The sequence below is a fragment of the Streptomyces sp. NPDC002795 genome (assembly GCF_042888725.1).
In the GTDB taxonomy this organism is placed as follows: Bacteria; Actinomycetota; Actinomycetes; order Streptomycetales; family Streptomycetaceae; genus Streptomyces.
This window is the reverse complement of the sequence record NZ_JBIAQB010000004.1, coordinates 420,358-435,214: the sequence shown is the minus strand read 5'-3', so window position 1 is coordinate 435,214 and position 14,857 is coordinate 420,358. Positions and strand designations below refer to the sequence as shown.

Annotated in this window: 12 protein-coding genes; 6 read left to right on the top strand and 6 right to left on the bottom strand. The window is 71.9% G+C overall.

The window, feature by feature from the left end; genetic code table 11:
• Window position 1 precedes the first annotated feature (1 nt).
• Window positions 2-643 carry a peptidase gene (locus tag ACFYWS_RS15060; protein ID WP_389275701.1) on the top strand — a complete coding sequence of 214 codons (642 nt, stop codon included), beginning with the start codon at window positions 2-4 and terminating at the stop codon, window positions 641-643.
• A gap of 218 nt (window positions 644-861) precedes the next feature.
• Here the strand turns inward: ACFYWS_RS15060 and ACFYWS_RS15055 are convergent, their stop codons facing one another.
• Both ACFYWS_RS15055 and ACFYWS_RS15050 read right to left on the bottom strand, forming a co-directional pair.
• Window positions 862-2,184, bottom strand: coding sequence for an SWIM zinc finger family protein (locus tag ACFYWS_RS15055; RefSeq protein WP_389275146.1), 1,323 nt, complete (start codon window positions 2,182-2,184; stop codon window positions 862-864).
• On the bottom strand, window positions 2,181-5,114 hold the full coding sequence (locus ACFYWS_RS15050; RefSeq protein WP_389275144.1) for a DEAD/DEAH box helicase: 2,934 nt from the start codon (window positions 5,112-5,114) through the stop codon (window positions 2,181-2,183). The genes ACFYWS_RS15055 and ACFYWS_RS15050 overlap by 4 nt, the downstream gene beginning before the upstream one ends.
• Window positions 5,115-5,334: 220 nt before the next feature.
• Between ACFYWS_RS15050 and ACFYWS_RS15045 the strand changes: the two genes are divergently transcribed.
• From ACFYWS_RS15045 to ACFYWS_RS15025, 5 genes are all read left to right on the top strand, one after another.
• Complete coding sequence (locus ACFYWS_RS15045; protein ID WP_389275141.1) at window positions 5,335-5,928, top strand: histidine phosphatase family protein; 594 nt, start codon at window positions 5,335-5,337, stop codon at window positions 5,926-5,928.
• 472 nt (window positions 5,929-6,400) lie between these two features.
• Window positions 6,401-7,036, top strand: coding sequence for a hypothetical protein (locus tag ACFYWS_RS15040; protein ID WP_389275138.1), 636 nt, complete (start codon window positions 6,401-6,403; stop codon window positions 7,034-7,036).
• Between the two features lie 91 nt (window positions 7,037-7,127).
• Complete coding sequence (locus ACFYWS_RS15035) at window positions 7,128-7,550, top strand: acyl-CoA thioesterase (protein WP_389275135.1); 423 nt, start codon at window positions 7,128-7,130, stop codon at window positions 7,548-7,550.
• A 25-nt stretch (window positions 7,551-7,575) separates the two neighbouring features.
• Window positions 7,576-8,070, top strand: coding sequence for a GNAT family N-acetyltransferase (locus tag ACFYWS_RS15030; RefSeq protein ID WP_389275132.1), 495 nt, complete (start codon window positions 7,576-7,578; stop codon window positions 8,068-8,070).
• A 153-nt stretch (window positions 8,071-8,223) separates the two neighbouring features.
• Window positions 8,224-9,186: a hypothetical protein gene (locus ACFYWS_RS15025; RefSeq protein ID WP_389275129.1), complete on the top strand. Its 963-nt coding sequence runs from the start codon at window positions 8,224-8,226 to the stop codon at window positions 9,184-9,186.
• Between the two features lie 100 nt (window positions 9,187-9,286).
• Here ACFYWS_RS15025 and ACFYWS_RS15020 read toward each other — a convergent pair whose 3' ends face one another.
• From ACFYWS_RS15020 to pucL, 4 genes are all read right to left on the bottom strand, one after another.
• Window positions 9,287-10,639 (bottom strand): nucleobase:cation symporter-2 family protein, encoded by a 1,353-nt coding sequence (locus tag ACFYWS_RS15020; protein WP_389275699.1) that lies wholly within the window; start codon window positions 10,637-10,639, stop codon window positions 9,287-9,289.
• 348 nt (window positions 10,640-10,987) lie between these two features.
• Window positions 10,988-12,373: an 8-oxoguanine deaminase gene (locus ACFYWS_RS15015; protein ID WP_389275126.1), complete on the bottom strand. Its 1,386-nt coding sequence runs from the start codon at window positions 12,371-12,373 to the stop codon at window positions 10,988-10,990.
• 43 nt (window positions 12,374-12,416) lie between these two features.
• Window positions 12,417-13,829, bottom strand: coding sequence for a nucleobase:cation symporter-2 family protein (locus ACFYWS_RS15010; protein WP_389275123.1), 1,413 nt, complete (start codon window positions 13,827-13,829; stop codon window positions 12,417-12,419).
• A gap of 87 nt (window positions 13,830-13,916) precedes the next feature.
• Complete coding sequence (gene pucL, locus ACFYWS_RS15005) at window positions 13,917-14,852, bottom strand: factor-independent urate hydroxylase (protein WP_389275120.1); 936 nt, start codon at window positions 14,850-14,852, stop codon at window positions 13,917-13,919.
• Between the last annotated feature and the right edge of the window lie 5 nt (window positions 14,853-14,857).

Here is a 14,857-nt window from a genome sequence, read left to right as displayed (position 1 = left end):
GATCACTTCGACGACGTGCGGTGCCTGTGGGCACCCCAGCCACACGCAGTTCGCGTCCCCCGACCTAGTCGGACCCATCGTGTCCGGGCGGTTCGACCGGGCGCGGGATCCCGCGTGGCGGCAGTCGGGCGCGGCGACGGTCGAGGACTACGCGCGCTGGTGCGGGCATCTGTGCGGGGCGACGTGCCTGCGCATGGCACTCGGCGACGACGCACCTTCGCTCTTCGAACTGCGCGACGGGGCGCTGAAGTTCGGCGCGTACCGGGTGGACGCCGAGGGCGAGATCCGCGGCATGATCTACGCGCCCGCGGTGGAGTACGTACGGGAGGTGCACGGCGTCGACGCGGCGGTGCACCGCACCCTGGGCGCGGCCGGGATCGGCGAACTGCTCGACGCGGGCCGCCTGGTGATCGCCTCCGTGCACTACGCGATCCGCCGCCCGCACGAGCCGTCCCCCGGCCGCGGCGGCCACCTGGTCCTCGTCACGGCCCGCACACCGGACGGCTCCGGCTACCACTTCCACAACCCGTCCGGCACGGACGCGACGACACGCACGGCGGACCTGCCGGTCGAGCGCTTCGAGCAGTTCTTCGCGGGGCGCGGCATGTCACTGACCGCGGGGACGAGCCAATCAAGCCCCTGACACCTCCGGTGGGCGCGAAGTGACCGCGGGCCAATCAAGCCCCTGCGGCAATTGAGCAGCGGGGCCAGCGGGCCAATCAAGCCGCTGCGGCGATTGAGCAGCGGGGCCAGCGGGGCCAGCGGGGCCAATCAAGCCCCTGCGGCGATTGAGCAGCGGGGTCCGGGGCGGAGCCCCGCGGCCGGAGGACGGACCCGCGGCCAGGGGCGCCCGCCCAGATGTCAGCCGCCGCCCAGGACGGAGTCCAACGCCGCCACCGGGTCACGGCCCGGCTCGCCTCGGGGCCACCAGTCGTCGCGGTCCGGCTCGGACTCGTACCCGTACCACCAGCCGTCACGCCCCAGCCGGAGTTGAACGGACGACGTCGACAGATGGTTACGGTGGGGCCGGAATTCCGGCTGCCCCATGGCAAGCAGCGCGGGCCGCGCCCGGTCGAAGGGCCCCGCCGGCGGATCCCACTCCTCCTCAAGCACCGAGAGCCCTTCGAGCCCACCCTGCCGCCAGGCCGCGACGGCCCGCGCCAGATCCGTGGGCGTACGACCGGTACCGCGGGACAGCGAGGCGTACAGCGCACGGGTCGCCGCCGTGAGGCCCGAGCCGGGGTGGGCCGCGGCGAGGCGGACCGCGTCCTGCCACGGGCTCAGGGGGGCGATCGGGTCGGCGCCGGTGGTGAGCAGCGCGTGGGCGCGGACCCCCGCCTCCGTGGCGAGGAGGTCGAGCGCGATCGGGTCGGGGGCGTCCGGCGCCTGAGGGTAGGACGGCGGGCGCTCGGGGTACTGCGGGGGCGGGAACTCCGGTGGCAGTTGCGGCAGTTGACCGCTGCGCGCGCTCGCGTACACGTCCTTCGCGGGGAGCGAGCCGAGCTCGGGGGCCCGTGCCTTGGAACGCTCCTCCGCCTCGTGCACCGAGCTGCGCCGGGTCAGCTCCCGCAGCAGCTCCTGCTCGCCGCGGCCGCGCAACAGGAACAGGACGAACGGGTCCTCGTCGAGGATCCGGGCCGTCTGGTAGCAGAGCGCCGCCGCGTGCTTGCAGGGGTGGCCGCGGTCCGGGCAGGTGCACTCGGGGGTGAGGTCGTCGACCGTGGGCAGCAGGTCGGCGGCCGCCGCCAGCGCGTGCGGCACGTCCTTGTCCAGGAGCGACGCCAGATGTTCGGGGCGGGCCGCGGCCGTGCCCAGGAAACGGTCCCACGCGTCGTCCGGCAGGGTGCGCAGGCGCAGTTCGGCCCGGTAGGGGCGGGGGCGCGAGCCGTGCACGTAGGCGAGGACGCGGCCGGGGGTGACGGTGATCGCGTCGACGTGGCCCCGGTCCGCGTAGGCGCGACCGCGCGCGAGGCGGCCCTGGTCGAGGGCCGAGTCCTCCAAGGCGTCCACCCACGCGTTGCCCCACCAGGTGAGGGCGAAGCTGCCGCCCGGTTCGGCCCGCGGCGGCAGCGGCGGGAAGGTGCGGCGCGCGTCCAGGTTCCGGGCCCGCGCCTGCTCGTCGGCGCCCGCGCGGCCCGGCACATGGGGCCGGTGCGTCCTGTGGGGCCTGCTCGTCGGGCTCATCGCGTCGCCTCCCTGCGCAGCGTCACGAGGTCCGTGAGCTCCCTGTCGGTCAGCTCGGTGAGCGCCGCCTCGCCGGTGCCGAGGACCGCGTCGGCCAACGCCCGCTTGCCGGCGAGGAGTTCGGCGATCCGGTCCTCCACCGTGCCCTCGGTGATGAGCCGGTGGACCTGCACGGGCTGGGTCTGCCCGATGCGGTACGCGCGGTCGGTGGCCTGCTCCTCCACGGCCGGGTTCCACCAGCGGTCGAAGTGGATCACGTGCCCCGCGCGCGTGAGGTTGAGTCCGGTGCCGGCCGCCTTCAGGGAGAGCAGGAAGACGGGCACCTCGCCGGACTGGAAACGGTCGACCATGCGCTCGCGCTCGACGATCGTGGTGCCGCCGTGCAGCAACTGGCTGGGGATGCCGCGGGTGGTGAGGTGTGTGGCGAGGAGCTTGGCCATGGAGACGTACTGGGTGAAGACCAGGACGGCGCCGTCCTCGGCGACGATCGTGTCCAACAGCTCGTCCACGAGGGCGAGTTTGCCGGAGCGGCCCGCCAGGCGCGGGCGGGAACCGTCGCTCTGGCCCTCCTTGAGGTACTGCGCCGGGTGGTTGCAGATCTGCTTCAGCGACGTGAGCAGCTTCATGATCAGGCCGCGTCGGCCGATGCCCTCGGCCTCCTCGATCTGCGCCATCGACTCGCGCACCACGGCCTCGTAGAGCGACACCTGCTCGCGGGTGAGCGGTGCGGGGTGGTCGGACTCGGTCTTCGGGGGCAGTTCGGGGACGATGCCGGGGTCGGACTTCCTGCGGCGCAGGATGAACGGACGCACCAGGCGGGCCAGCCGCTCGATCGCCTCCGGGTTGGTCCCGCCCTGGCCCTGGAGCGGCACCTCGCCCTCGACCACGCGCGCGTGCCGGGCGCGGAACGCCTTGAGCGGTCCGAGCAGCCCGGGTGTCGTCCAGTCGAGCAGGGCCCACAGCTCCGACAGGTCGTTCTCCACCGGCGTGCCGGTGAGCGCCACGCGCGCGGGGGCCCCGATCGTGCGCAGCGCCTTCGCCGTCGCCGAGTTGGGGTTCTTCACGTGCTGCGCCTCGTCCGCCACGACCATGCCCCAGGTGTGTCCCGCGAGTTCGGCGGCGCGGGTGCGCAGGGTGCCGTACGTGGTGAGGACGAAGCCGCCCTCGACGCCGGTCAGGGTGCGGTCCACGCCGTGGAAGCGGCGCACCGGGACGCCGGGGGCGAACCGCTCGATCTCCCGCTGCCAGTTGCCGAGCAGCGACGCCGGGCAGACCACGAGCGTGGGCGCGGGGCGGGCACGGCGCAGGTGCAGCGCGATGAGGGTGACGGTCTTGCCGAGGCCCATGTCGTCGGCGAGGCAGCCGCCGAGGCCGAGCGAGGTCATGAGGTCGAGCCAGGCGAGGCCGCGCAGTTGGTAGTCGCGCAGTGTCGCGTGCAGGCCCTCGGGCGGCTCGACCGTGTCGATGCCCCGGGTCAGCCGGTCGCGCAGCTCGGCGAGGCGGCCCGCGGGCACGGCCGCGACCCGCTCGCCGTCGATCTCGGCCTCGCCGGTCAGCGCGACGGCCAGCGCGTCGACGGGCTCCAGCAGGCCCAACTCCCGCTTGCGGGCCTTGCGGACGAGGTCGGGGTCGACGACCACCCACTGGTCGCGCAGCCGCACCACCGCGCGGTGCGACTCGGCGAGCAGGTCCATCTCGCGCTCGGTCAACGGGTCCCCGTCGAGCGCCACCTGCCAGTTGAACTTCAGCAGTTCCTCACTGTCGAAGAACGGCGTCCCGTCGGTCGCGGAGCCGGGCGCGGACTGTGCGCGCACCACGGCGGTCGCGGTGAGGGAGCGGGCGAAGTCGCGCGGCCAGTGCAGGGTGACGCCGGCCTTGGCGAGGCGCGCCGCGCCGGGCCCGAGCAGGTCCACCAGCTCGCTGTCGGACAGCGCCAGCACGTCCGGCACGTCCTGCTCCAGGAGGCGGCCGAGCGGCGGCCAGGCGAGCGCGGCCCGCCGCACCGCGAGGACCGCGTCGATCCGGGCGCGCGGTCCGAAGTGCTCACCGGCCTCCCCCGCCCACAGTCCCGCGGCGTCGACCACGCGCGAGGGGTCGGCGAGGCTGTGCACCTGGACGATGGCGGCGCCCGCGCGGCGGGCTCCGGTGCCTTCCTCGGCGTCGCCGTCCTCCTCGCCGTCGAACAGTGCGGCCTGCGACAGGTCGAGCCGCAGCGACACCTTCACGCCCGCGTCGAGCCCGGCCGCCGCCTCGACCGCCCAGGGGCGGGCCCGCGGAATGTGCTGGGCGGCCGCCGCCGCGAACGGCGCGCCCGCCGCGTGCGCCGCGGCCGGGGTGCGCGGCAGGGCGTCGGCCACGGCGTCGAGCAGCGCCCGCACCAGTGCCTCCGGCTGCGGGACCCGCAGCGGCCTGCTCCCCGGCACCGGCGTCGCGTATCCCTCGGGCGGCAGGGCGGCGGCGATGCCCCGCACCTGCGCCACGTCGTCCTCGTCGAGCGGGCCCGCGCGCCACGCGTCGTGGTCGGAGGCGGTGAGGCCCGGCAGCAGGCGGCCCCGCGCCACCAGGTGCAGGGCGTGCGCCGCGGCGGCTCCCCAGGCGGCGGCCGCCGGGTGCGCGCCCCGGGTGCGGCGGGCCCGCAGGAGCAGCGGCAGCGCGTCGAGGACCGGCAGCACGAGGGCGGGGACCTTGCGGCTGCGCACCGTGGAGCCGTACGCCCGCACGACGGTCAGCTCGTCGTCGGCCCCGGTAAGGCCCGGCCCGCCCTGCGAGCCCGGCCAACCCTGCCACCCCTGTCCGCCCGGCTCGTCCGGCGTGTCCTTGTCCGACGCGTCCGGGGACCAGAAGGCGATCCGCCCCGCACGCGGCAGCGGATCGGGCAGGAAGACGGCGGCAGCGCTCAGCGGGACACCCGACAGCTCCGGCACGCTCACGCCACCTCCCTTCCCTCTCTCCGCTCAGGCTCTTCGCTCAGGCCCCGACGACCCCTAAGACCTTACGGGCCGGGTCTGACAATCCTTGATCCCAGGCCCACTGCCCGGCTTGCCGCACGCCCGGGACCGCCCGCCCCGCCCCGCCCGCCGGGCCCGCGCGCCCCGGCCCGGAGACAATGGCCATTGACTCTGCCCACCTCCAAGCGAACAGGCGCGAACCTTGGGTGATCTGCTTCTCGTCCGGCACGGCGAGACCGAATGGGCCCTGACCGGGCAGCACACCGGCCTCACCGACATCCCGCTCACCGACAACGGCCGGGAGGAGGCGCGCCGCGTCGCGCCCCTCGTCGGCAGCTACCACGTGGGGGCGGTCTTCGTGAGCCCCCTCCAGCGCACCCGCGAGACCGCCGAGCTCGCCGGCCTGGGGCGCTACACCATCGATTCGGACCTGCACGAGTGGGACTACGGCGCGTACGAGGGCGTCACCACCCGGGAGATCCATCGCACCCGGCCCGACTGGTACCTGTTCGACGACGGGGTACCGCCGGGGCCGCCCGACCATCCCGGCGAGACGCCGGAAGAGGTGGGCGACCGGGCCGACCGGATGCTGTCCAAGGTCGACGCGGCGCTCTCCAACAACGAGGGCAGCGTCGTCCTCGTCTCGCACGGTCACTTCCTGCGCGTCCTGACCGCGCGGCGCCTGGGCCTCCCCCCGTCGGGCGGCTCGCACTTCCTGCTGGCGACGGGCACGGTCAGCCGCCTCACCTATGAGCACGGCAGACCGGTGATCTCCGGCTGGAACCTGCGGCCCTGAGCCCGTCCGCCCGCTAGGGCCTGTCTTCAAACTCCCGTCGTCGCCCCAAGGGCGGCGCGGCGGCGTCTGGTGCGTGCGATCGCAAGGCGCCGGGAAGTCCTAGTAGCGGAGCTACTCGGGCTTTTCGGCAACGCAGCGAGCGTGCGTGCCAGGCGTCGCCGGGCAGGCGGGAGTTTGAAGACAGGCCCTAGGGCCCTTCTGATGGATCAGGCTGGGCGCGGATGGCCTCTATGGGCGGTGCAGGCGAGTGGGTTCTGGTGCGTGCAGCTGCAAGGCGGAGGGGGCGTCACCGCGGAGCGCTGGCAACCGACGACAACACCGAGGGGGGTCCCCTGCTCCTCAAGAGCTTGGGGGAGTGCGTGCCAGGGCCCGCGACCCCAGCAAGATCCGTCGCCCTGGCCCCGGCCCGTTGTCAGACCCGTCATGCACCATCTACGGGAGAGGGAGCACCGGACCGGACGGGAGGCACGCCATGACCAGACCGCCGACTGCCGCGCAGCGCCGCATCATCGAAGCCGCCGATCCGGAGACCGGCCGTGTCTCCGGCAGCCCGGCCCTGCTGGCCCGGCTCGTCGTACTGAAGCTGGCGTTCCGGCATCCGCGTCCCCCGCACGACCACTTCCTGACACCTGCGGGGCACCGGGTGCGCGAGGCCGGGGACGGGCCACCGGCGGCCGGGCCACCCGGTGAACCGGCCGCGCCGGGCGGCCTGTTCGCCGCCCGGCTCGGCGGGGAGCCGGAGGCCGACACAGGCGGCCCCGCGCGGGCGCGCGAGGTGCGGACGGCGTGGCAGGGCCTGTTGGAGATACGCCGGATGACCAACCCCGACGGCGCGACGGACCGGCCGTGCGCCTGGGAGCGGGGGCGGCTCGCGCCGTCCGCCGCGCTCGCCCTGGAGGCGGCGGGCTGCGTCCCCGCGGGCGACAGCACTCCGGGCTACCGCGTGCTCGACACCCCGCAGCCTGAGGCCGTCGCCGTACGGCATCCGGAGCGGGCCGGGCTCGCGGCGTGCGCGGCGGCGCTGCACGAGGCGGGCTGGCAGGTGAGCGAGCACGCGCAGGCGCGCGGCGGGGCCCGCTATCTGCTGGCGTCACCGAGACGGACGTAACGCACCTCACGGGGGCCGGAATCCCCTCCCCCACCCGCCTGTTGGCATGATCGGCACAACGCCCCACCGTCGAGCCATCGAGAGGAACGTCGTGGCAGAGCAGTTTTCCGTACCGGTCGAGGTCCGTGGGTACGAGATCGATGTCAACGGACACCTCAACCAGGCCGTCTATCTGCAGTACGCGGAGCACGCCCGCTGGTCGCTCCTGCGCCGCGCCGGCCTCGACGAAGGCGCCCTGCTCGACCGCGGGGTGGGCCCGGTCGTCCTGGAGACGAACATCCGGTACCTGCGGGAGTTGCACGCCGGCGATGTCGTCGACGTGAGCTGCGCCTTCGAGTTCGGCGACGGCAAGGTGTTCCGCGTGCACCAGACGATCCGCAGGGCCGACGGCTCGGTGGCGGCCGAAGTGTCCGCGGTGAGCGGCGTCATGGACCTCACCGAGCGCAAGCTGGTGAAGAACCCGGGGGACGTCTTCAAGGAGCTGGCCTCGGACCCGACCGCCCTCGGCCTCTGAGCGGCGCGCCACCGCTCCCCCGCCCATGAACATCGACAGCCGCTCCTACGGCCACCCCGACGCGGTCTCGCTCAGCGACCAGGTGCAGGCCGAGTACAGAGAACGCTTCGGGTACGACGACTTCACCGATCTGCACCCCGGCCACTTCGACCCGCCGCAGGGCCTGTTCCTCGTCGCGTACGACGCCGGGGACCCGGTCGCCTGCGGAGGCTGGCGGGCGCAGGAGTGCGACGGCGAGGGCTATGCGGACGGTGACGCCGAGCTGAAGCGCATGTTCGTCGTGGAGCGGGCGCGCGGCCGGGGCCTCGCGCGCCGGATCCTGGCCGCGCTCGAGGAGAGCGCACGGGTCGCGGGCCGTACGCGGATGGTCCTGGAGACGGGCGTGCACCTGCCGGAGGCGATCGGCCTGTACGAGGCGGACGGCTACCGCCCGACGCCGCCGTTCGGCCCGTTCCGCGCCTACGACGACAGCCGCTTCTACGCCAAGTCCCTTGCTGGGCCCGGCACTTCCGGATCCTGACGGGTCGGCGCCCGGGAGCCCGGGGCTCGGCGAAAACCGTAAGCGCGGGGTGTCTTGCCCCGCCCCGTAAAGATCGCTACGGTCCCGCCAGACCCATTGTCTACGCGCGTCAACACCGTACACGGCACCACCCCTACGCGAGAGGTTCCGCCCATGCAGTTGCGCCACAAGTCCCTGCTCTCGGCCGCCTTTGTCACACTGGCGCTCGCCGCACCCGCCCGCGCGGGAGCCCCCGCGGAACCCGCGCCGGAGGCCGACGGCTGGCAGCAGGTCGGCGACAACTCCAAGGCCGGGGTCAGCGGGCTCGCGCTCACCGGCGAGGCCGCCGCCGACGGCGCCACGAAGGCCCTCGTCGTCCACGACAACAAGAAGCCCGGTGAGGCGCGGATCAGCCGCATCACCTTCCACCCGTCCGCACCGAAGGACACGACGGTCACCCCGGTCGCATGGGACGGCATGGAGCCCAAGGACCTGGAGGCGATCGAGGCGGTGCCGGGCACGGACGGCGAGTTCATGGCGCTGGCCAGCAGAGGGCTCGTGTACCGGCTTCAGCTCGAAGGGGACACCGCGCGCGTGCTCGACCTGGCGCCACTGCCCGCGATCCCCGAGGGCGCGGACTTCGAGGCCTTCGCGCTGGGCACGTCGGCGCACGGCAGGACGGTCGCGGTGTGGGCGGACCGGGGCGCGGGCGCCGACCGCCCCGCGACGGTGTTCGCGGCGCCGTTCGAAGTCAGCGAGTACGGGGAAGCGGAGTTCGGGAGCGTGAGCAAGGCGAAGTTCCGCGCGGCCTACCCGAAGGGGGATGTGCGGCACGTCTCCGACATCTCGCTCACCAAGTCCGGCCGGATCATGGTGAGTTCGGCCTCGGACGCCGGCGACGACGGACCGTTCGCCTCCTCGGTGAGCGAGGCGGGCCGGGTGTCGCTGAACGCGTCGGGCACCGGGGCGACACTGCGGATCGCCGCCTGGCGCAGCGCGTCGGACCGGTTCGACGGCCGCAAGATCGAGGCGGTCGAGTGCCTGCCGGGCGAGGGCGCCCAGGGCCGGGCGCTGCTCGGCACGGACGACGAGAATCTCGGGGGGTACCTCAAGGCGGCGCACGTGTGCGGCAGTTGACGCGTGAGGGCCTGTATCGGGTGGTGGTGCGGCGTCGCACCACCACCCGATACAGGCCCGTCCGGGGGCGCCGCCGACCGCGCCACCCCCGCCGCGTCGCTCAGTGCGCCCCTGCCGCTGTCGGCTCGGTGCGCTGTTCCGCGATGTCGCTGCCCGACTCCATCGGATGCGTGACGTCGTCGGCGTCGCGCCCCTTGCCGATGTGGTTGAACAGCAGGTTGAGCACGACCGCCGCGACACAGCCCGTCGAGATGCCCGAGTCCAGGATGATCTTCGCGTTCTCCGGGAACGCGTGGTAGAACTCCGGCACCGCGATGGGGATCAGGCCCACGGCGAGCGAGACGGCGACGATGAGGACGTTGTTGTCCTTGTCCAGGTTGGCCTTGACCAGGGTCTGGATTCCGCTGGCCGCGACCGAGCCGAACAGGACGACGCCCGCTCCGCCGAGCACCGGGCGCGGCACGACGGCGATCAGCGAGGCCGCCATCGGGCACAGGCCCATCAGGACGAGGAAGCCGCCGCCTGCCGCGACCACGTACCGGCTGCGGATCTTCGTCATCGCGACGAGGCCGATGTTCTGGGCGAACGCGCTGCACATGAAGCCGTTGAACAGCGGGCTGACGGCGGAGCCGAGGGTGTCGGCGCGCAGTCCTGCCGCGATGGTCTTCTCGTCGGCCGGGCGGTCGACGATCTCACCGAGCGCGAGCATGTCGGCGGTCGACTCGGTCATCGAGACGACCATGACGACGCACATCGAGACGATGGCCGCGGCCGCGAACTGCGGGGCGCCGAAGTGGAACGGGGTCGGGAAACCGACGACGGCCGCCTCGCCGACCGGCGAGAAGTCCGTGACACCGAACGGGATGGCGATCAGCGTGCCGACCACCAGGCCGAGCAGCACCGCGATCTGCTTGACGAAGCCCGTCGTGAAGCGACGGATGATCAGCACGATCACGAGTGTGATCCCGGCGAGCGCCAGGTTCTTCAGTGAGCCGTAGTCCTGCGCCTTCGCGTCGGGTCCCTGTGCCCAGCCGAACGCGACCGGCATCAGCGAGATACCGATGAGCGTGATGACCGTGCCGGTGACGACCGGTGGGAAGAACCGGACCAGCTTCGAGAAGAAGGGTGCGGCTATGAAGCCGAGCACCCCCGCGACGATCACCGCGCCGAAGATGACGGGCAGCGCGTCGTCCTTGTCCTTCGTCGAGCCGACGACGGCGAGCATCGGGGCGACGCCCGCGAAGGTCACTCCGTTCACGAACGGCAGCCGGGCGCCGATCTTCCAGATGCCGAGGGTCTGTAGGAAGGTCGCCAGACCCGCCGTGAACAGGCAGGCGCCCGTCAGGAAGGTCAGGTCCTTCGCGCTGAGACCGATCGCCGCGCCGACGATGAGCGGGGGCGCGACCACGCCCGCGTACATCGCCGCCACGTGCTGAAGTCCCGTCGTCGCCATCTTCAGCGGCGGCAGCTTCTCGTCGACCGGATGTTTGGTATGCCCCGCGGATTCCTCCGCGGGGGTCGTGCCTTGCTTGGTGAACCTGGGCTTCGTCGCCACTGCGGCTCCTCCGGTTGTTTTCCAGCCCCGGCAGGCCGCCGGCGCTTTTCGCTTCAAGGAGGTGGTGCAAGGTGCAAGGTCGTACTGGTGGTGCTGCGATATTCGGTTGTTGTGCGCCCAGGTACTACTGGCCGCCCCGGGAACGTGAAGCTTTGGGCCACGTTCCCGGGGCGGCACTCGAGCAGCCCGCTCGGCAGCTCGAGCCCCCGGTCAGAGGCCGTCCCCCCTGACCGGAGTCTCAAAAACTCAGCTCTCGGCGGCGATCCGCGCGAGTCGCTGCGCCTCCGACCGCGTGGAGCGGGCGATGGCGTCCTCGTCGACGTGCAGCAGGCGGCTGTCCTCGACCACCGGCTTGCCGTTGACGAGGGAGAGGGTGACCGGTGCGGCCGCGCCGAAGACGAGCGCGGTCACCGGGTCGGCGATCGATGCGTGGGCGAGGGTGTCCATCTTCCACAGCACCAGGTCGGCCAGCTTGCCGGCTTCGAGCGACCCGATCTGGGTTGCCCTGCCGAGGACTTGGGCGCCTCCGTACGTCCCGAGGCGCAGCGCCTGACGGGCGTTCAGGGCCGCCTCGCGGTGCGCGCCGAGGCGGTTGATGAGGAGGGCGTTGCGCAGTTCCGTGTGCAGTTCGCCCGACTCGTTGGAGGCGGTGCCGTCGACCCCGAGGCCGACCGGGACGCCGGCGGCGAGCATGTCGGGTACGCGGGCGATTCCCGCTGCCAGCCGGGCATTCGAGGACGGGCAGTGCGCCACACCCGTCTTCGTACGCCCGAACGCGGCGATGTCGGAGTCGTTCATGTGGACGCTGTGCGCCATCCACACGTCCTCGCCGAGCCAGCCCGTCGACTCGAAGTAGTCGGTGGGGCCCATGCCGAACAGCTCGTGGCAGAACTTCTCCTCCTCGACGGTCTCGCTGCCGTGTGTGTGAAGGCGGACCCCGAGGCGGCGCGCCAACTCGGCGCCCCGCTTGAGGAGTTCGGTGGACACGGAGAACGGTGAGCAGGGGGCCACGGCCACCTGCGTCATCGCGTCGAAGGAGTCGTCGTGGTGCTTCTTCACCGTCTCCTCGGTCGCCGCGAGGGCGCCTTCGAGGGTCTCGACGGCGAAGTCGGGCGGCAGTCCGCCGTCCTTCTCGCTGCGGTCCATGGAGCCGCGCGCCAGGGTGAAGCGCACGCCGGTCTCCGAGGCGGCCCGGATGATCGATCCGGAGAGGTCGCCGGAGCCCTGCGGGAACACGTAGTGGTGGTCCATGGCGGTGGTGACACCGCCGCGGGCCATCATCGCGAGGGAGCCCTGCGCCGCCGCGTATGTCATCTGCTCGTCGATGCGCGCCCACGTCGGGTACAGCGCCACCAGCCAGTTGAACAGGTTGTGGTCCGTCGCCAGGCCACGGGTGATCCACTGGTAGAAGTGGTGGTGCGTGTTGACGAGGCCGGGCGTGGCCAGGTGGCCGGTGCCGTCGATCCGGCGGACGACGTTGTCGAGGCCCTCGGGCGCGCTGCCCGCGCCGATGGACTCGATTTTGTTGTCCGCCACGACGATGTGGCCCGAGGCGTGCTCGGTGTCGTGCGCATCGACGGTCGCGATGGCGACGTTCTCGATGACAATGCGGTTTGCCGTGGCAGGAGCCATGGTGCTTCCTTCAGTCGGTGTGACGTGTGGGCACGGCAGGACCCTAGGAAGATTTGAGTGCCGCGGCAGGTGCGCCACGGGTGCCGAGATGGTGGAAGAACAGGTTGAGCGAGACGGCGACGAGTGCGCCCGCGCTGATTCCGGAGCCGAGCACGGTCTGCGCCCAGGCCGGGAAGTCCGCGTAGAAGCTCGGTGCGGCGAGCGGGATGATGCCCGCGCCGAGCGAGACGGCCACCAGGATGATGTTGGAGCTGTCGTCGAGGCCCGCTTCGGAGAGCGTACGGATGCCGCTGACGGCGATCGAGCCGAACAGTACGATGCCCGCGCCGCCCAGGACCGGCATGGGGACCATGGAGACGACCGCGCCGAGCATCGGGAAGATGCCGAGGATCAGGAGGGTGCCGCCCGCGACGGCGACGACGTAGCGGCTGCGCACCTTGGTCAGCGAGACGACGCCGACGTTCTGGGCGAACGCCGAGGTCGGCAGGCCGCCGAAGATCGGTCCGATGAAGGTGGCGATGCCGTCGGTGCGCAGGCCCCGGGTGATGGTCTTCCCGTCGCACTCGCGCTCGCAGATCTCGCCGATGGCCAGCATGCCGGCGCTCGACTCGGTCATCAGGACGAGCATGACGAGGCAGAGCGAGATGATCGCGGCGGGCTGGAACTCGGGGGCGCCGAAGGCGAACGGCGTCGGGAGCGCGGCCACGGGAGCCGACTTGAGGGAGCTGAAGTCCGCCATGCCGAAGGGGATCGCGGCGAGCGTGCCGATCAACATGCCGAAGAGCAGGGCGACTTGCTTGACGAAGCCCTTGCCGAAGCGCTGGATCAGCAGGATGACGACGAGCGTGAACGCGGCGAGGGCGAGGTAGCGCATGTCGCCGTGGTCGGCGGCGGTCTTGTCGCCGCCCTGGGCCCAGCCGACGGGCACGGGCATCAGGGTCACACCGATGAGGGTGATGACGACGCCGGTGACGAGCGGCGGGAAGAACCTCAACAACCGGCCGAAGAACGGACCGACGGCGAGGCAGAAGACGCCGGCGACCATAACTGCCCCGTAGATCGCGGGGAGTTGGTCGCCTTGGGCGTTCGTCTCCGCGATGGCGAGCATCGGTGCGATGCCCGCGGAGGACGCGGCGTTGACGAAGGGCAGCCGGTTGCCGACGAAGCCCTTGACGCCGAGCGTCTGGAGCAGGGTGGCGAGACCCGCGATGAGCAGGGACGCCGCGATCAGCCGGGTCTGGCCCGCGGTGTCGAGGCCGACGGCCTGGCCGATGATGAGCGGCGGGGTGACGACGCCGGCGTACATGGCGGCGATGTGCTGGAGTGCGGCGGGCGCGAGCCGCGACGGGTGGAGCTTCTCGTCCACCGGGTGCACCTGTGAAGCGGTGCTGGTGCTTTCCGGTGGGGTGGAACACGGGCCTTCGGCTTCAGCCGGCCCCTTTGCTGGCACTGCCATTGCTTTATGTTCCCTCCGGGTGCAGGCGCGCCCCCGTCTCCTGCGGGTGGACGGGGGCGCGCAGCCGCGTCAAGTACGCCTGAGGCGTCAGAGGTTGGTCATGTCGACCGGGATGCGCTGGTCCGCGCCGTCCCTCAGGATGGTGGCCTCGATCAGGCCGTAGGGGCGGTCGGCGGCCCAGTACACGGCGCCGTCCTTCGCCTCGTTCTCCAGGCCGAAGGCCGAGAGGTCCTGCCGGAAGTGGTGCTTGTTCGGCGCGGAGAAGCGGATCTCGTCGATCTCGCTGCGGTTGTTGATGACGCGCGAACCCATCTGGAAGAGGGTCTGCTGCAGCGACAGCGAGTACGTCTCGACGAAGGCCTGGAGGATGTGCTTCTTCGACTGCTCGTACGACTTGTTCCAGTTGGGCGTGCGCTCGTCGTCGACGCCTGTCCAGTTGTGCCGCCACCAGGTCGACAGCGACGTCGCGAGGATGCGGTCGTAGTCCTCCTTGAGCGTCGTGTACTTGTCCTTGATGTAGCCCCAGAACTCGGAGTTCGTGGTGTTCATCACGGTCAAGTCCTTGAGCCCGCTGAGGACTTCGAACTTCTCGCCGTCATACGTGACCTGTACGAGGCGGGTCTCCTGGCCCTTGCGGACGAAGGAGTGCTTGACCTCGTCGGAGCCGATGAAATTGGAGCCCGCGTCGGATCCCGCGATGCGCTCCCAGGAGTACTCCTCGATGCGGATGCGCGCCCGGTGGATCGGCGGCTGGCTGTCGACGAAGTGCCGGGCCAGCTCGATCCCGTACTGCTCCGCCGACTCGATGCCGTGTTCCTTGGCGAAGGCGAAGCAGGTGTTCTTGGTGGTGTCCGTCGGCAGGCAGTTGGCGTTCGACCCGGTGAGGTGGACGTCGTCGAGGTCACCACTGAGAGCGACCGAGACGTTCAGGTCCTTGATGTGGTGGGTGTCGCCGTCCCGCGTGATCTTTACGACTCGGTTCTCTGCCTTGCCGTACTGGTTGGAACCCAGGATCGTGGGCATGTCTG